Source organism: Streptomyces caatingaensis (assembly GCF_001187435.1).
Classification (GTDB): Bacteria; Actinomycetota; Actinomycetes; order Streptomycetales; family Streptomycetaceae; genus Streptomyces; species Streptomyces caatingaensis.
In genome coordinates, this window is the sequence record NZ_LFXA01000014.1 from 283,724 (window position 1) to 305,984 (window position 22,261).

Below are 22,261 nucleotides of genomic sequence, written 5' to 3' on the forward strand. Positions count from 1 at the left end.
TTCCCGCCCCCGCCCGGCGCCAGCCTCTAGGGGACCTCACCACGGACACCGCGGACACAAACCGAGGAGCAGCGCGTCGATGGCCCCCACCGGCACCACGGACGACTCCCCGGCCCCCCTCCCGGCACGCGACGCCCGTGCCGCCCACGCCGCCGCCCGGGACGCCCTCCTCGCCCTCCAGCGCCAGGACGGCTCCTGGGAGGGCGAGATGGAGTCGAACACCACCGGCACTGCCCAGTACGTCATCGTCCTGCGGGCCCTGGGACGCCCCCTCGACGAGACCACCCGCCGGGGCATCGTCCAGCACTTCCGCCGCACCCGCCGCCCCGGCGGCGGCTGGGCCCTGCACCCCCAGGGCCCGCCCTCCCCCTACGCCACCACCCTCGCCTACCTCGCCCTGCGCCTGCTCGGCACCGCCCCCGCCGACCCCCTCGCCGCCGAGGCCGCCGCCTGGCTGCGGTCCCTGCCCGGAGCACCCGCCCTGCCCCCCTGGGGACGCTTCTGGCTCGCCGTCCTCGGCCTGATCCCCTACGAGGAGACCGACCCCCTCCCGCCCGAGGCCCTGCTGCTCCCGGCCTGGACGCCCCTGCACCCCTCGCGCCTGTACGGCCGGACGCGCCTGCTCCACCAGGCCATGGCCCTCGTCCACGGCACCCGCTTCCGCACCGACCTGGGCCCGCTCACCGCCGAACTGCGCCGGGAACTCCTCCCCCACGGCGGCCGCACCGGCGCCCCCGTCGGCCCCGACGCCCCCCTCCCGCCCGGCCGCCCCCCACGCCTCCTGACCCGCCTCCTGCGCGGCTGGGAACACATCCACAGCCGCGCACTGCGCCGCGTCGCCCTCGAACGCTGCCACCGGGCCGTCGCCGACGAACAGCACGCCTCGCCCCGCCACGGACTGTCCTCCGCCGGCGCCCTCGTCGAATGCCTCGCCCTGTACGCCCGCGACCCCGGCCACCCGCTGCTGGAGGGCGCCGTCACCCGCCTCTCCCACTGGCGCTGGACCGACGCCCGCGACGGCGTACGCCTCCGCGACGACCGCTCCACCGTCCGGGACACCGCGTTCGCCGTCCAGGCCCTCCTCGCCGCGGACCCCGGCCACGTCCCCGACGCGGTCCACCGGGCCCGCACCCGCCTCGCCGCCGCCCGCGTCACCACCTACACCGGGCTCGTCCCCCCGCTGCGCACCGTCCTCGGCGGATGGGCGCTCTCCGGCGGCGACTGCCCCTGGCCGGCCGCCGACTGCACCGCCGAGGCCCTCAACGCCCTGCTGCACCCGGAGGGTTCCGCACCCCCGCCGCTGCCGCCGCACGCCCTGCGCGCCGCGCTGGAGGTCATGCTCGACCGGCAGAACCGCGACGGCGGCTTCGGCATCCTCGACCGGCAGCGGGCCGGGCGATGGCTGGAGGCGCTCGACCCGGCCGGCATGTTCCCCGGCCGCATGACCGACACCTCCTGCGCCGACTGCACCGGCTCCGTCCTCACCGCCCTCGGCCGCCTGCGCCGCCACCTCGGCCCCGGGGACCGCAGACGCGCCGAGGCCGCCACCGGACGCGCCGTCGCCTACCTGCGCGCCGCCCAGAACCCCGACGGCTCCTTCGCCGGAACCCGCGGCATCCACCCCACCTACGCCGCCTTCCACGCCGCCCGCGGCCTGCGCGCCGCCGGCGTCCGCCGCGACGACCCGGCCCCCGCCGCCCTCGGCCGCTGGCTCGCCGCGGCCCAGCTGGCCGACGGCGGCTGGGGCGAGGACTGGCGCGGCGTCGTCGAGGGACGCCACCTCCCCCTCGGCCACGGCCTGCCCGAGACGACCGGCTGGGCCGTCCTCGCCGCGCTCGACACCCTCGGCCCCCGCCACCCCGTCGTCGACCGGGGCGTCCGCTGGCTGTGCGACCACCAACGGCCCGACGGCTCCTGGGAGAACGGCCACGTCAACGGCGTCCTCTTCACCGCCGGGATGGTCAACCACCGGCTGGGAGCCGCCTGCTTCCCGGCGCTGGCCCTCGGCCGCTACCTGCACGCCACCGCCACCACCACCCCCGCCACGGGAGCGCCCGCCCGCGCCTGGACCACCGGCACGGGGTGACGCCCCCTCGACGCCCGCGGAATAGGGACCGCCTAACACCCCATAGAAAACTTCTCCCGCCCACCGCCGGTCATTTAGCTGTACATGGCATAGGAATGATCGAAAATGGCCTCCGGACCCCGCCCGCACGTCATTCCGAAAGGTGTGTATGGAAGCCGTCGATCATCCGGAACCGGCACCGCCCGACAGCGGCGCCTACGAACTGCGCACCGTTCCCCTGACCGCCGTCGCCCCCACGCCCCTCAACCCCCGCCGCAACTTCGGCACCCCGGAGGAGCGCACGGCCCTCGGCGAGAGCATGCGCAGGACCCAGCTCACCCCCTGCGTCGCCGCGACCCGGCGCGCCTACACCGCCCTGTGGCCCGAACACGACGCCGCCCTGGGGGACGCGGCGTACGTCCTCCTCAACGGCGAGCGCCGCTACCGCAGCGCCCTGCACGTGGGACTCCCCACGCTGGACCTCGCGATACGCGACGACCTCGCCACCTCCCGCGAGGACCTCGTCAACCACGTCCTGGCCGAGAACCTCGAACGCGAGGACTTCGACGTCATGGAACGCGCCCGCGGCGTACGGCAGTTGGTCGCCACCTGCGCGGAACAGGGCCCGGTCGGCGCCCAGAGCCGCGCCGCGGCCCGCCTGGGCCGCAACCGCTCCTGGGTCACCAACCAGCTCGCCCTCCTGCGCCTGCCGCCCGAGATCCAGGCCATGCTCAGCTCCGGCGAGCTCCCGGAGCGCGAGGGCCGCCGCCTGGCCCGCCACCACAAGAACCACCCCGGGCTGAGCGCCGAGGAACTGCTGGCCTACGGCAGGGCCACACGCGTCCGCAAGAGACGCGGACAAGCCCCCGTCCCGCCCGCCCCGGCACCGCAAGCCCCGCCCGCCGCACCCCCGTTGCCCGCGGACACCACGGGCCGGCCGCCCGCACCCCGGCACCCCCATCGCCCGCACCCCCACCGCCCCGGCGTCCCCCGCACCGTCGTCCCCGCCGCCGCCCTCCTCGTCCGCCGGCTCGGCGCCACCCCCCGCGACCAGGCCCGCACCCTGGCCGCCGGCCTCGATCCCCGCGGATTCCGGGAGCTGTTGGAGGCGCTGCGGACGTATCTGTGATTCCGGCGGCAGAACTGTCGCCCCTGTTGATTGCGCAATACAGTTAAACCTCATGGACCTCAGACGTATCACGCACCGCGCGGCAAGGACCGCCGCCGCCGGCCTCCTGCTCGGCCTCGTCACGGCCTGCGGCGGCAGCGCCTCGCCGACGGAGGCGGCCGCGCCGCCGGCCACGACGGCGGCGACGGCCGCGCCCGTGCCGAAGAGCACGCCGAAGACCACACCGGACGAGCCGGCCCCGCACGCCTCTTCGGCCGGATCGCCCGCCGCCCCACTGGCGGCGGAGGAGGGCGCGGGCTCCCCGGAGCGGCACCCCGGCAAGGACGGCCCCCTCGCGCTCGACAGCGAGCGGGCGCACGCCACCAAGAACTGCGCCAAGATCCCCGGCAAGAAGAAGGGCAGCTGCAACGAGCCGCACCGCAAGTGCCGGCAGGCCGGGGCGACGGCCGTCTCCTCCCACGGCATCAGGCTCACCTGCCGGATCGCGCCCTGGGACGGCCGCCTGCGCTGGCTGGCCGACGGGGAGTGAACGCGGAAGCCCGCCGCTAGGAGGGCAGTTCGTCAGGCGTCGGATACGAGGACTGCGCGCCGGGGCGCGTCACCGACGCCGCCCCGACCCGTACCGCGAACCGCGCCGCCTCCACCAGCGGCGCCCCGCCCGCCAGTCGGGCGGCGAGAGCACCCGTGAACGCGTCCCCGGCACCCGTGGTGTCCACGGCGCGCACGGCGACACCGGGCACCGCCACCGGCTCCGGGGCCGCGCCGTCCAGGGCGAGGGCGCCCTCCCCGCCGAGCGTGACGACGACCGACCGCGCGCCCCGGCCGCGCAACGCCCGCGCCCAGCCCGCCGGGCCCCCGGCCGCGTCCCCCGACAACAGCCGCGCCTCGTGCTCGTTGACGACGAGCGGATCGGCCGCCGCGAGCACCTCCGGGTCCAGACCGTCCGGGACGGGCGAAGGGTTGAGGACCACACGCGTCCCCGTCTCCCCGGCCAGGGCGACCGCCGCCCGCACCGTCTCCGGCGGGATCTCCCACTGGAGCGAGACCACCGACGACGCGGCGAACAGCGGCCCGGCGGCCGCCACGTCGTCCGGCGAGAGCCGGGCGTTGGCACCGGGGGAGACGACGATCGCGTTGTCGCCGTCCGGGCCCACCACGATCATCGCCGTGCCCGTCCGGGCACCGCCCTCGACCCGGACGTGCCGCACGTCCGTCCCCGCCGCCCGCTGCGCCTCCAGCAGCAACTCGCCGTACGCGTCGTCACCGACCCGCGCCAGCAGCGCCGTCCGCGCCCCCAACCGGGCCGCTGCGGCCGCCTGGTTGGCGCCCTTGCCGCCGGCCGACTCCACCAGGTCCGAACCGTGCACGGTCTCCCCGGCACCCGGACGCCGGTCCACCCGCACCATCAGGTCCGCGTTCGCCGAACCCACCACCAGGACGTCGTACGCCCGCGTCATCACAGCCACTCCCGTTCCCGCTCCTCGTGCTCAGCCCGCGAACCGGGCCGCGCTCTCCTTCGTCACCAGTACCACCGGTATCACCGGCACCTCCCCGCCGCCTCCAGCGTGCCGAGCGCCATCAGGTTGTCCGCCCCGAGCACCGCGTCCGGCGGAACGGACGGGACGGCCCCGGGCCGGCGGGGTGTCGCCCCCGCCCCGCTCGTCACCGCAGCCCGCCCCGGGCCCCGCGCCGACAGGGCCCCCACGGAACGAGCGGGGCGTGAGGGGAGGGGGACGCACGGCAACGACGGTGCGCGGACGGCCGGTTGGTGTCCGGATAGCGAACGCCCGGGAACGTTCATCGGTCAACTCCCTGCCAAGTTCCTATCGTGAACCTGTCAAGAACGCGAACGGGATGGCATGCTCGGCTCGGACCACGTGCACCACACGGCGCACAACCCGCCGTTCGTCCCTCACAGGCCGCACCCGGCGGCCGAGCAGAAGGAGTTCGCGTGAACGACACCCCCCACCGCAGCGTCCGTCCGTCCCGCACCGCGAGACGCGGCGCCGTCCTCGTCGCCCTCGCCGCCGTGGTGGCCGCCGCCGCCCAGGCCGGCCCCGCGCTCGCCGACCCGTCCCCGTCCCACGCCGCCGGCGCCGCCCGGCAGTCGCCCGACCAGCGCACCGCGCTGATCTCCGCGGCGCGCGACGGCGCCCCGGCCACCGCCCGCTCGCTGGGCCTGGGCGGCCACGAGCGCCTTGTCGTCAAGGACGTCGTCAAGGACGCCGACGGCACCGTGCACACCCGCTACGACCGCACCTACGACGGGCTGCCCGTGCTCGGCGGCGACCTCGTCGTCCACGTCAAGGGCGGCAAGAGGACCGTCACCAAGGCGACGGCGAAGCCCATATCCGTGCCCGGCACCACGCCCAAGGTGCCCGCGGCCGGAGCGCTGAGGAGCGCCCTGCGCGCCGCCTCCGGCGTCACGTCCGCCAAGGCCGACGCCGACGCCTCCCGTAAGGTGATCTGGGCGGCGTCCGGCAAGCCCGTCCTCGCCTGGGAGTCCGTCGTCCGGGGCGTCCAGAAGGACGGCACGCCCAGCGTCCTGCACATCATCACCGACGCCACCACCGGCAAGAAGCTCCACTCCTTCGACGGCATCGAGACCGGCACCGGCACCGGCCAGTACAACGGCAAGGTCACCATCGGCACCGCCAGGAGCGGCAGCGGCTACCAGATGACCGACAACTCCCGCGGCGGCCACCGCACCACCGACCTCAAGGGGGGCACCTCCGGCAGCGGCACGCTCTTCACCAACTCCACCGACACCTGGGGCAACGGCAGCCCGAGCAACCGCCAGACGGCCGCGGTCGACGCCCACTACGGCGCGCAGCAGACGTGGGACTTCTACCAGAAGGTCTTCGGCCGCAACGGCATACGCAACGACGGCGTCGCCTCGTACTCCCGCGTCCACTACGGCCGCAACTACGTCAACGCCTTCTGGGACGACTCCTGCTTCTGCATGACCTACGGTGACGGGTCCGGCAACACCCACCCCCTGACCTCCCTCGACGTCGCCGGGCACGAGATGACCCACGGCGTCACCTCCGCCACGGCCGGCCTCGAGTACAGCGGCGAGTCCGGCGGCCTCAACGAGGCCACCAGCGACATCATGGCCACGGGCGTGGAGTTCTTCTCCCACAACGCCAAGACCCCGCCGAACTACCTCATCGGCGAGCAGATCGACATCAACGGCGACGGCACGCCGCTGCGTTACATGGACCAGCCGAGCAAGGACGGCTCGTCGCTCGACTACTGGAGCCCCGACGCCGGCAACGTGGACGTCCACTATTCGTCCGGCATCGCCAACCACTTCTTCTACCTGCTCTCCGAGGGCAGCGGCCGCAAGACCATCAACGGCGTCACCTACGACAGCCCGACGTACGACGGCTCGTCCGTCCCCGGCATCGGCCGCGACAAGGCCCTGGCCGTCTGGTACAAGGCCCTCACGACCTACATGACCACCACGACGGACTACGCGGCCGCCCGCGAGGCGACTCTCAAGGCCGCGGCGGACCTGTACGGGCAGGACAGCGACGAGTACCGGGTGGTCGGCGCCACCTGGACGGCGGTCAATGTCAACTGACGCCCCGGCACAGCGAGGTTGACGGGTCGCCGCGCGCGGCGACCCGTGCCCGGCCGGACGGCTTCTGCCCCAGCCCCGCCCTCCCGCCGCTTCCCGCGCCCCGGGAAAACGGCGGAAGGGCGGGGCTGGGGCACATCCCCGGCCCGGGCGCCTACAGCGTGCCGGACTCCTTGATGGCGACCTTCGCGGCGGTGGCGCCGGAACGCGAGCCCAGGGCCTCGATCTGCTTGACGACGTCCTGGCCCTCGACGACCTCGCCGAAGACGACGTGCTTGCCGTCCAGCCAGTCCGTCACGACGGTCGTGATGAAGAACTGCGAACCGTTGGTGTTCGGGCCCGCGTTCGCCATGCTCAGCAGGAACGGGCGGTCGTGCTTGAGCTGGAAGTTCTCGTCCGCGAACTTCTCGCCGTAGATGCTCTTGCCGCCGGTGCCGTTGTGGTTGGTGAAGTCACCGCCCTGGAGCATGAACGCGGGGATGACGCGGTGGAACGTCGAGCCGGCGTAGCCGAAGCCGTGCTCACCGGTCGCCAGCTCGCGGAAGTTCCGGGCGGTCTTCGGCACGACGTCGTCGAACAGCTTGAAGACGATGCGCCCGATCGGCTCGTCGTTGACGGTGATGTCGAAGAAGACGTTCGCTCCGGTCTCGGCCATGTCTGTGCTCCTTTGTCGTGTCTCCGGGGAACCCGTGTGCGGGAACCCACGAAACAGGGGTCGGTTCGAGCTGTCCGGAGAGCCACACCGCGCGGCTCGCCCGATCAGCCCAAGGCTGTCGTCGCCCCCGGCTGCCGACGGAATCGCCACAGGAGCACTCCCGCTGCCACGGGGGCACCACACGAGCGCGCGCGTCGGCAGCGGCGGCAGGGATCACCCTTGCACACAACGGGCCCGCGAGGACAGTCGGGGGTGGGCCGTCGGACACCGGACGGACGGCCGCGGGAATGAGCCGGTTCCCGCGCCTGTTGCCGGAGGACGGTGCCCCGGAGTGGTATGCGTGGACCCCGGCGGCACCGGAACCACCGGAACCGCCGCGCACCACCGGAGACTTCGAGGACCCGAGGAGAGGACAGGACGATGCCGCTCGAAGGCGAGTACGTACCCAGCACCGAACAGTGGGTCAGGGACCAGGTCGAGAAGTACGAGAGCTCCGGAGGCACCGAGGGCACGACCCTGCGCGACACGGGTCTGCCCGTCGTGATCCTCACCACCCGCGGCGCCAGGACGGGGAAGATCCGCAAGACCCCGCTCATGCGGGTCGAGCACGACGGCACCTACGCCGTCGTCGCCTCCCTCGGCGGCGCCCCCAAGCACCCCGTCTGGTACCACAACATCGTCGCCGACCCCCGCGTCGAGCTCCAGGACGGCACCGTGCGCCAGGACATGCGGGCCCGCGAGGTCACCGGCGAGGAGAAGGCCGTGTGGTGGGAGCGCGCCGTCGCGGCCTTCCCCGACTACGCGAAGTACCAGGAGAAGACGGACCGGGTCATCCCCGTCTTCGTCCTCGAACCCGTCCCCGGCGGCCACTGAGACCCGCCCCGGTGCCGCCCGCGCGGCGGCACCGGGCACGCGCCCCTGCTACACCACCGCCCCCGTATCCCGCCGCGACCGCTCCCGCGGCCGCGGCGCGGCCGGTGCCGGACGGCGCCCCTCCAGGACCACGGCCAGCGGCGCCGCCGTCAGCACCGTCGAGCCCATCCCGAACACCACGCCCGCCAGCAGCGCCAGCGAGAAGTCGCCCAGCGCGTCCCCGCCGAGGACGGCGAGCGCGGTCAGGACGAACAGCACCCCCATGCCCGTGTTCACCGTCCGCGGCACCGTCTGCACGATCGCCTTGTCCACCACCGACGCCAGGGCCCCGGCGCCCCCGCGCCCCGCCCCCGTCCGCCGCATCTCACGGATCCGGTCGAAGACCACCACCGTGTCGTTGACCGAGTAGCCGACGACCGTCAGCAGCGCCGCCAGGAACACGCTGTCCATCGGCCGCCCCAGCCAGGCGAACAGGCCGACCACCAGCACCGCGTCCTGCACCATCGCCGCCACCGCCGCCACCGCGAACGTCCAGCGGAACCGGACGCCGAGATAGACCAGTTGCGCGGCCACCGCGCCCCCCAGGGCCAGCAGCGCCTTGTCCCGCAGCTCCCTGCCGATGCTCGGCCCCACCCGCTCGTCCCGCTCGACCGTCACCGGCCCCACCGCCGCCTCCAGCGACCGGCGGATCCGCTGCTGCTCCCCGTCCGTCGTCCCGCCGGTACGGACGACGACATCACCGTCCCCCGACAGCTGCACCACCGCCCGCGGGAACCCCGCGCCGGCCACGGCCGACCGCGCCTCCGCCACGTCCACCGCCCGGCCCGTGCCGTACTCCACGACCCGCCCGCCGGTGAACTCCACCCCGAACTGCGGCCCCCGCACCAGCACCCCCGCGACCGCCAGCACCACCAGCCCCGCACCGGCCGCCAGCCACACCCGGCGGTGGCGCATCGGACGCGGCGCACGCCGCGCCAGGAACGACCGCACCCGCCCGCCGGAGACGACCCCCGCCAGCCCCGGACGCCGCCGCACGGCACCGCGCCGCAGCGCCCACTCCGCCAGCACCCGCGTGATGACGAGCGCCGACACCATGGACGCCACCACGCCCACCGACAGCGTCACCCCGAAGCCCTTGACCGGGCCGGAGGCGAAGAGGAACAGCAGCCCCGCGGCCAGCACCGTCGTGACGTTCGAGTCGACGACGGCGCTCCACGCCCTCGCGAACCCCCGCCGCAGCGGCCCGGCCGGATCCGGCAGGCCCCGCGAGCGCCGGGCCGCCCGCGCGTACTCCTCCCGCGTCCGCTCGAAGACCAGCACGTTCGCGTCCACCGCCATGCCGATCGCCAGGACGAAGCCCGCGAGCCCCGGCAGCGTCAGCGTGGCCCCCAGCGCGGCCAGCGCCGCGTACGAGATCAGTCCGTACAGCCCCAGCGCGACGGTGGCGAGCAGGCCGAGCAGCCGGTAGACGGCCACCACGAACACGGCCGTGCACACCACCCCGATCACCGCCGCGCCCGCACCCGCCCGGATCGCCTCGGCGCCCAGCGTCGGACCGATCGTGTGCCGCTCCACGACGTCGACGGGCACCGGCAGCGCACCGCCCTTGACGAGTGCCGCAAGATCGCGCGCCCCGGACGCGGAGAAACCACCGGTGATCTGCGTGCCGCCGCCCCGGATCCCGGTGCCGCACCCGACGTCCTCCCGGACCGCCGGCGCCGAGACGACCCGGTCGTCCAGGACGATGGCCACCCGGCGGGAGACGTCCCCGGGCGGCGCGCACGCGGCGTCGCCGGTCAGACGCGCCCACGCCTTCCCGCCGCCGCGGAAGGACAGGTCCACCGTCCAGCCCGCCCCGGACGCGGTGTCCAGGAGCGCCTTCGCGTCCTTGACGTCCTTGCCGGTCAGGGCCGCCGGGGCCAGCCGCAGCGACCGGCCCGGCGCGTCGGGATCGGCCAGGGTCCGCGCCTCCCCGCCGGGCGCGCCGGCCGGGAGCACCGGGTGGAAGGTCAGCAGGGCGGTGCGGCCGATCACCTCCACGGCCCGGCGCGGGATCCTGCACCCCCGGCAGTTCGACGACGATGCGCCGCTCGCCGGAGCGCACGAGCGACGGCTCGGCCACGCCGAGCGCGTCCACCCGCTGCCGCAGCACCTCCAGCGCCCGGTCGGTGGACGCCGCGTCGGCACGGGCGGGGGGCGAGTCGCGGGTCTCCAGCACGATCCGGGTGCCGCCGCGCAGATCGAGACCGAGGCGGACGGGGCTGGTGAGGGCGGAGTACAACGAGGCGGCGACGGCGACGAGCGCGAGCAGCGCACGCCACAACGAGGCGCGGGACGACATGGGTTCTTCCCTTCAGGGCATACGGAGGCGGGGCGCCGGCCACCGCTGCGTCACGGTGCGCCGCGCCCTGGGCGTCAGCAGCTGTGAAGGGAAGGAGGACCCCGGGACGACCGGGGGGAGTGCGCGGCGGCGGGCGGCCCCCGCTCCCGCCGCGGCCCGACGACCTCTCCGGGCACCGGCGGCGGCACCAGGGGACCCGCCACCGGGACGCCCGGCAACGCGAGGGGCGGCTGCGGCAGTTGCCGGACGTGCGCCTGTTCCGCCCGGGACCGGACCTGCGCCTCGGCCCGGACGGGCGCGGTGCGGACGGGGGAGGGGCGTGCCTCGGCCGGGGGCGGACCGACGGGGCCGCGCACGGCCACCGCGACGGACGCCGCGCCCGTCCCGCCGCCGGCCGCCGGCACCGGCGTCCCGCCGGCCGCCAACACGGCCCACAGCGCGGCGAGTACGAGAACGAGGGCACGGAACGGAGCCCGGCGCACGCGCTCGCCCACCCGGCACCCCTCCCCGCCCGCTCGGCCGCCCACCCGGCGGATCGCGCCCAGCCTAACGCGTACGACGGGACGGCGGTCCCGGCCGGCGCACCGGCGCCTTGGCCCGCGGCACCCCCACGAACGGCCTGTCCGCCTCGAAGAAGTGCCGCACGATCCGCCGCACCTCGACATCCAGCCGCAGATACTCCGGCGCCCGGCCCCCGGGCACCACCGGCGCCGCGATCCTGATGCTCACCGGCCGCACCATGTGGCTGCCGGCCGGCGAGATGCACCGCTGTCCCACCGACGGCACCTCCGCCTTCGAGGGCGTCTTCGGCCGGCCGTTCTTCGACCACTTCGCCCGCGACGCGGACACCGCCGCCGTCTTCCACGACGGCACGGCCACGATGTCCGACGCCGAGAACCAGCCGGTCGCCGCCGCCGCGGAGTTGCCGGAGAAGGGCACCGTCGTCGACGTCGGCGGCGGCCACGGGGGCTTCCTCGCCGAGGTGCTGCGCCACCGCCCCGGACTGCGCGGCGTCCTCCATGACGCGCCCCACGTCCTGGCCGGCCACCGGCTGGCGGACGACGAGGACCTCACCGGCCGGTGGAGCGTCGCCGAGGGCGACTTCTTCACCGGGGTGCCCGGCGGGGACGTGTACCTGCTCAAGCGGATCCTGCACGACTGGCGGGACGACCAGTGCGTCGCCCTCCTGCGCAACTGCCGCCGCGCGCTGCGTCCCGGGGGCCGGGTCCTCGTCGTGGACGCGGTCGTCCCCGAGGACGCCTCCCCGCACCGGGCCAAGGCCCTGGAGCTGATGACGATGGCCTCCCTGGTCGGCCGCGAACGCACCGAGGCGGACTTCCGGGCCCTGTTCGAGGCCGCCGGCCTCCGGCTGGCCCGGAGCCTCCCCACGTCCACCGTGCTCGACATCGTCGAGGGGGTCCCGGACGGGACGGCGTGACGAACACCCGGGCGCAGGATCGATTCCCCGTCCCCGCACGGGTGAGGGCGCGCATACGGCCCGCGGCGCGCGGGCAGACCCGGCCCGACCTGATCACCCGTACATCGGAAGGCACATCATGCGCCGTATCACCACCGTCCTCCTCGCCGCCGCCGCGGCCCTCGGCATCCTCACCGGGCCCGCGAGCGCCGACGACGCGCCGTGGAGCCGCCTGGTGAGCGTCAACGCCAACGCCGCCAGCGCGGACCCGTGGCACTCGGGCGCGCCCGAGCGCAACGGGCTGGTCGTCCTGCCGTGACCCCGGCGTCCTGCCCTGTCCCCGCCGGCCGGGGGCGGGCAGGACGCGGCCCGGCCGTCAGGCGCGCGGGGCGCCGCCTTCGGCGCGCCGTACGAGGGCGGCGATCCGGCCGGTGATCTGCGGCCACACCCCGGGCGGCAGGTTGTGGCCCATGCCTGCCACGACCATCAGTTCCGCGCCGGGGACGGCCGCCGCGGTGGCCCGGCCGCCACTGATGTCGCACAGGACGTCGTTCGTCCCGTGGACGACGAGCGTCGGCACCCGTACGGACCGCAGCCGCCCGGTGCGGTCGCCCGACGCCCGCGCGGCGGCCACCTGCCGCGCCGCGCCGGGGTGATCGAGTCCCCGGTCGAAGGCGCGGCCGGCCAGGGCGGCCGTCTCCTCCTCGTCGAGGGGGAAGCGGGGGGACCCGACCGTCCGCACCGCCCGTACCTCCCAGGCGACGTAGGCCGCGCGCTCCGCGGGCGGCGTTCCCAGCCCGGCCGTCGCGCGGTGGTCGGCCAGGCCCACGCCGGGGGCCCCGGTGGTGGACATCACCGACGTCAACGACCGGACGCGCGTGGGGTGTTCGATGGCGAGGGTCTGTGCCACCATGCCGCCCAGGGAGCCGCCTACGATGTGGGTGCTGTCGAGGCCGAGGGTGTCGAGTAGGCCGGTGGTGTCGGCGGCCATGTCCGAGAGGGTGTAGGGCGTCGGTGTGTTGGGGAAGTGGGTCGATCGGCCGCAGTCGCGGTTGTCGAACCGGATGACGTGCAGGCCGTGCCGGACGAGTGCGGTGCAGAAGCCGTCCGGCCAGTAGATCATCTGGGCTCCTGCGCCCATCACCAGCAGGACGGGTGGTGAGGCCGGGTCGCCGAAGCGTTCGAAGGCTATCTGGATGCCTGACGGGCCGACGTCCAGGGCGAGTTCTTCGCTCATGGTCCGGGCCTGTTCCCACGCGTGGGGGTGTGCGAACCTGTGGGGCCGGGGGCGGGGTGCGGGTCAGTCGCAGGTGGGCGTGGTGTCGAGGGCTGCGCCGTCGAGTGCGAGCGTGAGCCGGTCCAGGAGCGTGCGCAGCCGTGTGGCGTCTTTCGGGTCGAGGCCGGTGGCGGCCGCGATCCGGTGCGGCACGCGCGCCGCCTGTTCCCGTAGTGCGGTAGCGGCCGGGGTGGGGCCGACGAGCACGGATCGCTCGTCGTGCGCGTTGCGTTCCCGCTGCACCAGCCCTGCCGACTCCAGGCGTTTGAGCAGCGGGGAGAGTGTGCCGGAGTCCAGTCTCAGCAGCTCGCCCAGCCGTTTGACGGGCAGCTCGCCGTGTTCCCACAGCGCCAGCATGACCAGGTACTGCGGGTAGGTGAGTCCGAGGTCCTTGAGGAGGCTGCGGTAGACGGCGCCGAAGGCGCGGGCGGCGGCGTTCAGGGAGAAGCACAGCTGCCGGTCGAGGCGCAGGACGTCCTCGGTGGATCCAGGCTCCGGGGCGCTGGTCGGGGTCGGCTTCGTCATGGCCTCAGGTTACCTCGCCCGCCAATTGATTGCGCGCAACTGAATTGTGTGCTCCACTGTTCGTGCCGGCCGGTCCCGACGGCCGCTGCCCCGCACCGAGAGAGATGGTTCCCATGGACGTGATCTACACCGCCGCCGCCACCGCGACCCACGGCCGCGAAGGCCGCGCCGTCAGCTCCGACGGACGCCTCGACGTCGGGCTCGCCCTCCCGGCGGAGCTGGGCGGCGACGGCCGGGGGACCAACCCCGAGCAGCTCTTCGCCGCCGGCTACGCGGCCTGCTTCGCGAGCGCGCTCGGCCTGGTCGCCCGGCAGGCGCAGACCGACCTCGCGGACGCGGCGGTGACCGCCGAGGTCGGCCTCGGCAAGGAGGGCGCGGGCTTCGGCCTGGAGGTCACCCTGCGCGTCGAGCTCCCCGAGGGCGTCGACGCGCGGACGGGCCACGCGCTGGTCGAGCAGGCGCACCAGGTGTGCCCGTACTCCAACGCGACCCGGGGCAACATCCCCGTCACCCTCGTCGTCGAGTGACACCCCGGCCGCCCCGCGCCCGCGCGGGGTGCCGGCCCGGCCCGTCCGCCGTCGCCGCCAGCCGGTGCTGGAGGCTGGCGTGCCGGAACTGGTACACCGGCCCGACCCGGCGCAGGATCCCCAGCCGGTGCGCGTCGGCCAGGAACGCCTGCAGACGCAGCGGCAGCTGCCCCCGCGCCGCCAGGACGAGCCGGGCCACCCCGTAGTGCGGCCACGCGAAGGCCGTCAGCCCCAGGACGACGCCCACCGGCAGCAGCTCGGACAGGGCGAACAGCGCGACGTCCGACACCGGCGGCGCGGGCCCCCGCCCCGTCGCCAGGCTCATCACCAGGGCCACGTCGTCGGGCAGGTGGAACAGCAGCGCCGCGGCCGCCGCGCCGGCGAGCGTCATGAACCGGTCGGCCCGCACCGACTCGGCCGGTGACGTGACGTCCTGCCGGGAGGCGGCGGTCCGCACCGAGCGGACGACCCCGAGCACCGTCCCGAACAGCGCCCCGGTGACGGCCCCCGTGGCCCAGACGGTCCCCGCCGGCACGGCCGTCCTGCGCGTCCACGGGTCCGACGGCCAGATCCCGATCAGCACATAGAGGTGGAGCGCCGCCCCGGTCAGGACGGCGGCGCCGACGACCGTGGCGCCCGCCCGCGGCAGCCGCTTGCGCCAGTGCGACAGGGCGGGCGACCCGCGGCTCGGCACCGGGGGCGGGGCCGGCGGGCCGCACGCGTGGAGGACGAGGAAGAGCCCCAGGCCGTACACGGTCAGGTGCTTGAGATTGTGCTGGACCGTCACCACGGTGCCCGCGCCGGTGAACACCCGCCGCACCGCCGCCTGGAACAGCGCGTTGGCCAGCGCCCCGCACAACGCCGTCGCCGCCGCCACGCGCAGCGGACGGGAACGCGCCCCGGCCGCAGGAACGATCCGTGCCGCCAGACACTGCATGCACCACAGCGCCAGCGCGACCCCGCCCGTCACGAGCAGGAACCCCGGCAGCCCCAACTGCGGCCGCGGTCCGGCCAGATGATGCAGTCCGTACCCCGCCAGCGAGGCCCCCGCCGCCACCGCGCTCCACAGCAGCGCGCGGCTCCCCGCACGGTCCAGCACCGGAACCCAGCGGTAGAGCTGCCACCACGCCAGGTCATGCGTGCCCTGACGGCCGAGCCCCCGCGCCAGGAACGCCAGATGCCGCACCCCGGACGCCCCGGGCCCGCACCGCCGTCCCGGATCCCGCCGCCGCGCACGGTCGTACAGCCCGGGCACCAGCGCGTCCAGCAAATGCTGCTCGACCGCCGCCACCGTGGGAAAACGCCCGGAATCGGCCAGCTCCGCCGGATCCCCGCCCGCGTCCGCGTACACACTCCGCGCCAGAGTCACCAGCAGCGGACTGCGCAGCGCCAGCGCGACCGGCCCCTGCGGAACCTCCGCCACGTGCCGCGCCAGCACCTCCCAGCGGCGCTGCGCCGCACCGGGAGGCGCGGCCAGCCGCAGCGACGCCAGCGCGTCGGCCGCGTCCAGGGGAGCGGGCTCGACCACCGCGGCCCCCGTCAGCACCCCGGCCCCGGCGACCGCCCGGGCGTAGGCGGCGGTGCGGCAGGTCAGCACGAGCGGCGCGTGCGAGGGGAAGGCGGCCTTCAGCGCCGCCAGGACAGCCGGCCGGCCGGGCGCGGGCAGCTCGTCCAGCCCGTCCAGGACGGGGATCACCCGCCCGCCGGCCAGCAGGTCGTCCACCACCGTGGGCCCGAAGGCCTGGACGTCGGCCAGCGCCGGATACCCCGCCGCGATCTGACGCGCCAGCCACTCGGGGACGCTGTGCCGCGACGGGTCGAAGGAGGCGAGCGAGAGGAGCACCGGCACGGGCGTCCCGGGAACGCGGTCGCGCAGCAGGGCGAGTGTCAGCAGCACGGCGAACGTCGTCTTCCCCGCCCCGGCCGGCCCCAGCACCACCAGCCGCTGGTGCGGCAGGTGCCGGAACGCGACCGCCAGCTCCCGCGGCGCGTCCGCGCGGCACGAGACGGGATCCCCGATCAGCTCGCGGTGGTCGGACACGTCGGGCAGGGCGGAATCCCACCACAGGACGGGCAGCGGCGCGGGCGAGAACAACTGCCGCAGCATCGCCTCCTCTTCCCACTGCCGGTGCACCAGCCGCGCCAACACCTCGGTGGCGTCCGTCACTTGACCGTGCGTGGAACGGCCGTCCTGCGGCCGCGCGCGCCACGCCCACAGCGCCAGGACGCCGAACAGCCCCGCCGTCGCCGCCCCCGCCGACCACGCCGCCCGCCCCGCCGCGTCGTCCCCCGACAGCGCCCACGCCACCACCGGCGCCGGGACCAGCACCCCGCACAGCGCCCGGACCACCGCCCACCGCCGCCCCATTCCGCCCCCGATCCGGCCACCCCGGTGGCCCGGCACCGCGCGCCGGCACGTTGTGCGGCCGGTCTCCCTCCTGATAACTTCCCAACAAGTTGAGAAGTATGTACGGAGGGGCGGGCGCGTGCTGCAGATCCAGATCGGCGCCGAACGGGCCGCGGACCCGGACGACGGCCTCGGACGCACCGTCCTCGGCTGGCGTCCCGGCATGAGCGAGGACGACGCCTGGCACGCCGGGCGCGGCGTGTGGAAGTTCAACGCCGACCGGGCCCTCTCCCAGGACGAGGTGCAGATCATCAACACCGAGGGCACCGTGCTCGCCGTCGCGAGGATCACCGGCATCTCCAAGCACGGCGACCGCTACGCCCTCGAAGGCGACCTGCTGCGCGGCGACCCCCGCGTCGGCCGCCCCACCCCCAGCCCCCACCTCTCCCGCAACCCCGTCACCTACATCTGAAAGGGCCGACCCGGTGAGTGACTTCGACGCGATCGACTCGCTGCTCTCCGCCGTCGGCCCGCAGGCCGACCTCCCCGCCCCGCAGGTACGCCGCACCCTGCGCGAACAGGCGCTGCTGTCCAAGGCCCAGGTGGCCCGCGCGCTCGGCGTGAGCCCCTCCACGGTCACCGCCTGGGAATCGGGCCGCGACCCCGCGGGCGAGACGCGCACCAAGTACGCCTACCTGCTGGACGGTCTGGCCGCGAAGCTCGCCCCGTCCGGCACCACGTCCCCGCCCCCGGAACCGCCCGCCGAACCCACGGCGCCCGCACCCGGCCTCGCACCCGACCAGGGCACCGACGACGTCGAGAACCTCCCCACCCCCGAACCCTGCGTGCTGTGCGGCCACCCGGCCCGGCACCGGGTGGCGGGCTTCGCCCAGCACCTCGACCCTGAGCAGTGCGCGACGACAGCCCCCGCACCCGCCGCCCCCGCCGAGCGGCCGGCCACCACGACGAGGCCCCCCGCCCGCCGCGCCTTCCCGGCACCCACCGGACCGGCCGGACTCATCCGGGAAACGGTCCGCGACACCCTCGCCGAACACGGCGGCGACGTCGACACGGCCACCGCGGCCCTCCTCAAGAAGGCCATCCCGCACGCGATGCGTCTCCTCGACGAGACCCGCAAGGGCGGCCGCTACGACGTGATCGCCCACCCCTGGATCCCCGACATCCTCAAGAAGCAGACCTCCCGCGGAGCGGACCAGATCTGGGAGGCCCGCCCCAAGTGGACCCGCCCCCAACTCCCCCCCGGCCGCCACGAGATCACCGCCCTCGACATCAACGGCGCCTACCTGAGCGCCCTGAAGACCCACCTCCCCATCGGCCAGCTCGAACACTCCACCGGTCTCCCGCACGACCGCCGCCGCGCCGGAGTCCACCTGATCACCCCGCCCGTCTGGGAACACGAAGCGGTCCTGCCCAACCCCCTGGGCCGGCGCGACGAACCCGGACCCCTGTGGGTCACCGAACCCACCCTGCGCCTCCTGCTGCGCCTGTCCGGCCCCGCCTACGGCCTGTGCGACCCGCCCGAGATCCACGAGTCCTACACCTCCGGCGCCACCGAGAACCTCCTGGAGAAGTTCCGGACCGCGCTCAAGGACGCCCGGGACACCGCTCTCGCCGAGAACGACACGGTGACGCTGGAGTATGTGAAGGCCATGTACTCGAAGTTCGTCTCCACGATGGGGGAGTCGAACTACAACCGCGAGCTGTACCGCCCCGACTGGATGCACATCATCCGCTCCCAGGCCTTCGCCAACCTCTGGATGAAGGCCTACAAGGCCCACCGCGAGGGCCTCATGGTCGTACGGGCCATGGGCACGGACGAGTTGCACGTCACGGGCGACTGGCACCGGGTCTTCCCCGAGGGACGCGGTGTCACCGAGGTGAAGGTCAAGGACGTCTACACCGTGGGCACCGACGCCCCGGACGCCACGGACGACGCCGACGCCCAGGGAGCCTGAGGGCCGGACCCGAAGCTGCCGCAGCGGAAGCCTCTGCCGTCCTGAACAGGGCCGGGGATTCCGGCCCGGTGAAGCGACCCGTGGGGGAGCGATGGCCTGGCCGATCGCCGAAGTCGCCCGGATGCCGGGCGTGACGGCCCGGACACTGCGGCACTACGACGAGATCGGCCTCCTGCCTCCGGCCTGGCCGGCACGAACGGCCACCGCTCCTACGAGGAGCGCCAACCGCTGCGCCTGCAACAGGCCCTCGTGCTGCGGGCGCTGGGCCTGGGCCTGCCCGAGACCGGCCGGATCCTCGCCGCGCAGACCGACGAACTGGAGGCCCTGCGGCGCCACCACCACCGGCTGGACGCCCTGGCCGGCAGTCCAGGAAGGACGGCACAGACACGACCATCATCAACGGGCCGGAGAACCTGTTCGAGGGCATCGGGTGGCCCGCCCGGTGCATGAAGATCCTGCACGACTTCGCGGACCTGGTCGGCGCCGTCGAACAGCACACCTCGGCCTTGAGCGAGACCGAGATCGAGGCCGACGAGCGCGAACGCACCGCCCTGGCCACCGGCAGCCCCGCCGACGCCGAAGCGGTCCGTGCCGAGATCGACACCCAGGACCGGATGCTGGCCCGCATCCGGGCAGCCACCGCCGAGGAGTACCGCGCGATCGGGCGTTCCTGCGTGGAGAACCAGTACTGGCGCGGCCTACGACTCCATCGCCCCGGGCCTGACCGCGTACCACCGGGCCGCCATCGAGGCGTACGCCGCAACCCGCCTGCGCTGAACCCGGACGGGGCCGCCACCACGGGGGTGCGGCGGCCCCGCAGCCCGACGGAGAGGGCTGCGCCCTCAGACGTTGAACGCCACGGACTTCGGCGGCCGTCCGAAGATGGCGTTCTGCCCGGGCCCGATCTCCAGTACGGCGTCCTGACAGGATTCGTCGCGATAGACGGTCGCCGTCCCGTTCGTTTCGTTGGTCGCGCCGGTCGCCCCGCCGTTCAGCGTGAAGCAGAACCGGTCGGCAGGGTCTTTGAGCTCGAACTCGACGCCGCTGCCCGTGGTGTAGGTGAAGGTACCCGTGGCGGCCTGACTGCTGGTGGCGAGCCCCGTCACCAGCACGGCGGCCACGCCGACGACCAGACTTGCTCTTCCTGCCCGCTCGAACGCACGCATGGGGTTCTCCTTCGTGGAAGAAAAGTCAGCTCCGAGCCGAAGGATCCGCCTTGCGGGGTCTTGTCCGTAACCGTCCTGACGGCAAATCACTCCGACGAGCGACGAAGTGACGCACTGGCGCAACCTGCCGCACCCAGGCGGGGCTCCCAGACGTAGTGGACGTGACAGATCCATTATTGATCGCTATGTGAATGGTGTGCCGGCCTGGGGTCCAGCGATCGTTCTCCAACTCCTCGTCCTGGTATGTGCCCAGACGGGCCACGCCATTCCCGCCTGCCGGCGATCTCATTGCCGACCACTCTCTAGCACGCGATTCCGCCCATGTCAGGGCGAGAAAGAAGCGAACCCACGGGTCCGTCAGCAGTGGACCGGGAGAAGCCGGGTTCCACAATGCACGCCTTGCCGGACCGGAACGGTCTGCCTTCGTCGTTCGGCGTCTCCGCCACCAGCGCCCACGACAGCGAAGCACTGAAACCCGTGGTCGCCGGTCACCAAACGAGACGCGCCCCCACCGGGGCCGGCACTCCGCACCCGAGCGCCCCCGTGCCGACACGGCATACGACGTCCCTCACCCGCGCAAATGGCCCTGCGGGCAAGCACATCGGCGCCCGCACCGCCCGCAAAGCATCGAGCCGGGCAGACGGCTGGGACGGCGCCGTTGGTCGGATGACCGAGCGGACGACGTCGTGGCTGACCGGCTACCACCGCCTCACCATCCGCCCATCCGCTACGGATGCGCCCCCGCAACTCCCTTACCATTCTCGGCCTCGCAACCGCGATCTACTCCTACGAGCGCCTTTATCCATCTCACCACCTACGACACGGTCTCCACGGCTGGTCCACTCGATCTGTCGGGTACACACGTCGGCATCCCGCACATCCCCTGTGATCGCACGCCCGGGCATCGGCGCGATACCCAATCCAACTCCTCCCGAAATCAGAACAGTTCGCTGCTCTGATTGCTGCGACGGGGGTGCGCCGCTCCAGGGATGGGCAGGGAACCGGCAGCGCACAGCTCCACCGGGCCAGAACCGGCTACCGAACGTATGACAGTATTGACGGTTGGTCATCAGATAGTTCAGTCTCTGGGGCTGCGGTACATGAAGCCGCTTCCCGGAGAGGAATCCATGGCCATGGAGCCGACGAAGGAGCAGCCGGCTGCCCGTGAGGTGTTCGCCTCCGGCCGGGACTTGGCCCTGGTCGCAGGTGCCGGGACGGGCAAGACGTCCACCCTGATCCTGATGGGCGCCGCCACCCGCAGACGCGGGCTGTACGTGGCGTTCAACCGGGCGATCGCCGACGATGCCCGCGGGCGATTCGGGTCCCATGTGGAGTGCCGTACCGCACACTCCCTGGCCTTCCGCGCCGTCGGCCACCACTACCGTGAGCGTCTGGACGCCTCGGCGAGGATCCCCGCCAAGCACACCGCCCGCCTGCTCGGCATCACCCGCGACCTTGACGTCAACTCCCGCCAGATCAAGGTCACTCACGCCGCGCGCCTGGTGATGGGCATGGTCCGCAAGTTCTGTTACACCACCGACCGGCAGGTCATGGCCCGCCACATGGAGCCGGTGAACGGCCTCGACGGCCCCGGCCAGGACTATCTCGCCCGCACCCTGCTGCCCTACGCACATCGCGCGTGGGAGGACATCTGCTCGCCCGCGGGCCGGCTGCGGTTCGAGCACGACCATTACATGAAGCTGTGGGCGATGACGTCCCCGCAGCTCGGCGCGGACTTCGTCCTGCTGGACGAGGCCCAGGACACCAACCCCGTCCTGGAGGAAGTCTTCCTCGCCCAGGACGCGCAGCGGGTATGCGTCGGGGACCCTGCCCAGCAGATCTACGGCTGGCGCAACGCGCGCGATGTGATGACCGGCTTCCCCGCCGAGCAACTGCGCCTGACCCAGTCCTTCCGCTTCGGCCCAGCCATCGCCGAGGTGGCCAACAAGTGGCTGGGACACGCCGAGTCGGAGATGCAGCTGACCGGCCACGGCCCCGGCTCGCGCGTCGGCAAGGTGGCACAGCCCGAGGCGGTGCTGTGCCGGGGAAATGTGGACGCGATGAGCGAAGTCCTGTCCTACCTGGAGTTCGGCATCCCCGTGGCGCTGACCGGCGGAGGCAGTGCGCTGCAGCGCATCGCCAAGGCCGCACTCGAGCTCAAGGCGGGCCGGCGCACCAGCCACCCGGAGCTGTTCTTGTTCTCCTCCTGGGGCGAGGTGCAGGAGTACGCCGAGCAGGACAAGACGGGCCAGGACCTCAAAGCGATCGTGCAACTGGTCGACACCTACGGCCCCGACCAGATCATCACCGCGGTGGACCGCTTGTCTCCGGAGGAGAAGGCACAGGTCACCGTCTCCACCGCCCACAAGGCCAAGGGACGG

At 74.0% G+C, this 22,261-nt stretch carries 18 protein-coding genes and 3 pseudogenes; 13 read left to right on the top strand and 8 right to left on the bottom strand.

Features of this window, described 5'->3' with window-relative positions; genetic code table 11:
- The first annotated feature begins 79 nt into the window (after window positions 1–79).
- From AC230_RS21960 to AC230_RS21970, 3 genes are all read left to right on the top strand, one after another.
- Entirely contained in the window at window positions 80–2,086 is a 2,007-nt protein-coding gene (locus AC230_RS21960; protein ID WP_049718028.1) for a prenyltransferase/squalene oxidase repeat-containing protein, read from the top strand.
- Window positions 2,087–2,234: 148 nt separating this feature from the next.
- On the top strand, window positions 2,235–3,194 hold the full coding sequence (locus AC230_RS21965) for a ParB/RepB/Spo0J family partition protein (protein ID WP_053161326.1): 960 nt from the start codon (window positions 2,235–2,237) through the stop codon (window positions 3,192–3,194).
- A 52-nt stretch (window positions 3,195–3,246) separates the two neighbouring features.
- Window positions 3,247–3,723: a hypothetical protein gene (locus AC230_RS21970; RefSeq protein ID WP_049718029.1), complete on the top strand. Its 477-nt coding sequence runs from the start codon at window positions 3,247–3,249 to the stop codon at window positions 3,721–3,723.
- Between the two features lie 16 nt (window positions 3,724–3,739).
- Here AC230_RS21970 and AC230_RS21975 read toward each other — a convergent pair whose 3' ends face one another.
- Window positions 3,740–4,651, bottom strand: coding sequence for a ribokinase (locus AC230_RS21975; RefSeq protein WP_049718030.1), 912 nt, complete (start codon window positions 4,649–4,651; stop codon window positions 3,740–3,742).
- A gap of 494 nt (window positions 4,652–5,145) precedes the next feature.
- On the opposite strand from AC230_RS21975, the gene AC230_RS21980 reads away from it, so the two are divergent.
- Window positions 5,146–6,780: a M4 family metallopeptidase gene (locus AC230_RS21980; protein ID WP_049718031.1), complete on the top strand. Its 1,635-nt coding sequence runs from the start codon at window positions 5,146–5,148 to the stop codon at window positions 6,778–6,780.
- A 151-nt stretch (window positions 6,781–6,931) separates the two neighbouring features.
- On the opposite strand, the gene AC230_RS21985 is transcribed toward AC230_RS21980, so the two are convergent.
- Window positions 6,932–7,432 carry a peptidylprolyl isomerase gene (locus AC230_RS21985; protein WP_049718032.1) on the bottom strand — a complete coding sequence of 167 codons (501 nt, stop codon included), beginning with the start codon at window positions 7,430–7,432 and terminating at the stop codon, window positions 6,932–6,934.
- A 420-nt stretch (window positions 7,433–7,852) separates the two neighbouring features.
- On the opposite strand from AC230_RS21985, the gene AC230_RS21990 reads away from it, so the two are divergent.
- Complete coding sequence (locus AC230_RS21990) at window positions 7,853–8,305, top strand: nitroreductase family deazaflavin-dependent oxidoreductase (RefSeq protein ID WP_049718033.1); 453 nt, start codon at window positions 7,853–7,855, stop codon at window positions 8,303–8,305.
- A 48-nt stretch (window positions 8,306–8,353) separates the two neighbouring features.
- Here AC230_RS21990 and secD read toward each other — a convergent pair.
- Both secD and AC230_RS22000 read right to left on the bottom strand, forming a co-directional pair.
- Window positions 8,354–10,646 (bottom strand): annotated as a pseudogene (gene secD, locus AC230_RS21995) (protein translocase subunit SecD).
- 74 nt (window positions 10,647–10,720) lie between these two features.
- Complete coding sequence (locus AC230_RS22000; RefSeq protein WP_049718034.1) at window positions 10,721–11,140, bottom strand: hypothetical protein; 420 nt, start codon at window positions 11,138–11,140, stop codon at window positions 10,721–10,723.
- Between the two features lie 98 nt (window positions 11,141–11,238).
- Between AC230_RS22000 and AC230_RS22005 the strand changes: the two genes are divergently transcribed.
- Entirely contained in the window at window positions 11,239–12,084 is an 846-nt protein-coding gene (locus tag AC230_RS22005; protein ID WP_422125617.1) for a methyltransferase, read from the top strand.
- Window positions 12,085–12,202: 118 nt separating this feature from the next.
- The gene (locus AC230_RS22010) at window positions 12,203–12,382 is read left to right on the top strand and encodes a hypothetical protein (protein WP_049718035.1); all 180 of its coding nucleotides are present in this window, start codon (window positions 12,203–12,205) and stop codon (window positions 12,380–12,382) included.
- Between the two features lie 57 nt (window positions 12,383–12,439).
- Here AC230_RS22010 and AC230_RS22015 read toward each other — a convergent pair whose 3' ends face one another.
- Together AC230_RS22015 and AC230_RS22020 are read right to left on the bottom strand one after the other, a co-directional pair.
- A complete protein-coding gene (locus tag AC230_RS22015) occupies window positions 12,440–13,300 on the bottom strand; it encodes an alpha/beta fold hydrolase (protein WP_049718036.1) in 861 nt (286 codons plus the stop codon).
- Window positions 13,301–13,363: 63 nt separating this feature from the next.
- Window positions 13,364–13,864 (bottom strand): MarR family winged helix-turn-helix transcriptional regulator, encoded by a 501-nt coding sequence (locus AC230_RS22020; protein WP_049718037.1) that lies wholly within the window; start codon window positions 13,862–13,864, stop codon window positions 13,364–13,366.
- A gap of 113 nt (window positions 13,865–13,977) precedes the next feature.
- Here AC230_RS22020 and AC230_RS22025 point away from each other — a divergent pair, with 113 nt between their 5' ends.
- Window positions 13,978–14,391, top strand: coding sequence for an organic hydroperoxide resistance protein (locus AC230_RS22025; protein WP_049718038.1), 414 nt, complete (start codon window positions 13,978–13,980; stop codon window positions 14,389–14,391).
- On the opposite strand, the gene AC230_RS22030 is transcribed toward AC230_RS22025, so the two are convergent.
- A complete protein-coding gene (locus tag AC230_RS22030; protein ID WP_049718039.1) occupies window positions 14,372–16,759 on the bottom strand; it encodes an NACHT domain-containing protein in 2,388 nt (795 codons plus the stop codon). The two genes, AC230_RS22025 and AC230_RS22030, sit on opposite strands and share 20 nt — an antisense overlap.
- A gap of 118 nt (window positions 16,760–16,877) precedes the next feature.
- Here AC230_RS22030 and AC230_RS22035 point away from each other — a divergent pair, with 118 nt between their 5' ends.
- The 3 genes and pseudogenes from AC230_RS22035 to AC230_RS31370 all read left to right on the top strand — a co-directional run bounded on the left by AC230_RS22035 (window position 16,878) and on the right by AC230_RS31370 (window position 19,491).
- Complete coding sequence (locus tag AC230_RS22035) at window positions 16,878–17,210, top strand: hypothetical protein (RefSeq protein ID WP_049718040.1); 333 nt, start codon at window positions 16,878–16,880, stop codon at window positions 17,208–17,210.
- A 13-nt stretch (window positions 17,211–17,223) separates the two neighbouring features.
- Window positions 17,224–18,714, top strand: coding sequence for a helix-turn-helix domain-containing protein (locus AC230_RS22040; protein WP_049718041.1), 1,491 nt, complete (start codon window positions 17,224–17,226; stop codon window positions 18,712–18,714).
- Window positions 18,715–18,805: 91 nt separating this feature from the next.
- Window positions 18,806–19,491, top strand: a pseudogene (locus tag AC230_RS31370) (MerR family transcriptional regulator).
- 65 nt (window positions 19,492–19,556) lie between these two features.
- On the opposite strand, the gene AC230_RS22050 reads toward AC230_RS31370, so the two are convergent.
- Entirely contained in the window at window positions 19,557–19,880 is a 324-nt protein-coding gene (locus tag AC230_RS22050) for a hypothetical protein (RefSeq protein WP_157868640.1), read from the bottom strand.
- Between the two features lie 311 nt (window positions 19,881–20,191).
- On the opposite strand from AC230_RS22050, the pseudogene AC230_RS34725 reads away from it, so the two are divergent.
- Both AC230_RS34725 and AC230_RS22055 read left to right on the top strand, forming a co-directional pair.
- Window positions 20,192–20,679 (top strand): annotated as a pseudogene (locus AC230_RS34725) (transposase family protein); the annotation flags it as partial.
- 334 nt (window positions 20,680–21,013) lie between these two features.
- The coding region (locus tag AC230_RS22055; protein ID WP_241833329.1) for a UvrD-helicase domain-containing protein at window positions 21,014–22,261 on the top strand (1,248 nt) is incomplete at its 3' end.

Excerpts from the sequence above, each read along its gene's own strand:
- AC230_RS21960 (WP_049718028.1), top strand. The coding sequence starts at position 80 with ATGGCCCCCACCGGCACCACGGACGACTCCCCGGCCCCCCTCCCGGCA.
- AC230_RS21965 (WP_053161326.1), top strand. The coding sequence starts at position 2,235 with ATGGAAGCCGTCGATCATCCGGAACCGGCACCGCCCGACAGCGGCGCC.
- AC230_RS21970 (WP_049718029.1), top strand. The coding sequence starts at position 3,247 with ATGGACCTCAGACGTATCACGCACCGCGCGGCAAGGACCGCCGCCGCC.
- AC230_RS21975 (WP_049718030.1), bottom strand. The coding sequence starts at position 4,651 with ATGACGCGGGCGTACGACGTCCTGGTGGTGGGTTCGGCGAACGCGGAC.
- AC230_RS21985 (WP_049718032.1), bottom strand. The coding sequence starts at position 7,432 with ATGGCCGAGACCGGAGCGAACGTCTTCTTCGACATCACCGTCAACGAC.
- AC230_RS21990 (WP_049718033.1), top strand. The coding sequence starts at position 7,853 with ATGCCGCTCGAAGGCGAGTACGTACCCAGCACCGAACAGTGGGTCAGG.
- AC230_RS22010 (WP_049718035.1), top strand. The coding sequence starts at position 12,203 with ATGCGCCGTATCACCACCGTCCTCCTCGCCGCCGCCGCGGCCCTCGGC.
- AC230_RS22015 (WP_049718036.1), bottom strand. The coding sequence starts at position 13,300 with ATGAGCGAAGAACTCGCCCTGGACGTCGGCCCGTCAGGCATCCAGATA.
- AC230_RS22020 (WP_049718037.1), bottom strand. The coding sequence starts at position 13,864 with ATGACGAAGCCGACCCCGACCAGCGCCCCGGAGCCTGGATCCACCGAG.
- AC230_RS22025 (WP_049718038.1), top strand. The coding sequence starts at position 13,978 with ATGGACGTGATCTACACCGCCGCCGCCACCGCGACCCACGGCCGCGAA.
- AC230_RS22030 (WP_049718039.1), bottom strand. The coding sequence starts at position 16,759 with ATGGGGCGGCGGTGGGCGGTGGTCCGGGCGCTGTGCGGGGTGCTGGTC.
- AC230_RS22050 (WP_157868640.1), bottom strand. The coding sequence starts at position 19,880 with ATGCGTGCGTTCGAGCGGGCAGGAAGAGCAAGTCTGGTCGTCGGCGTG.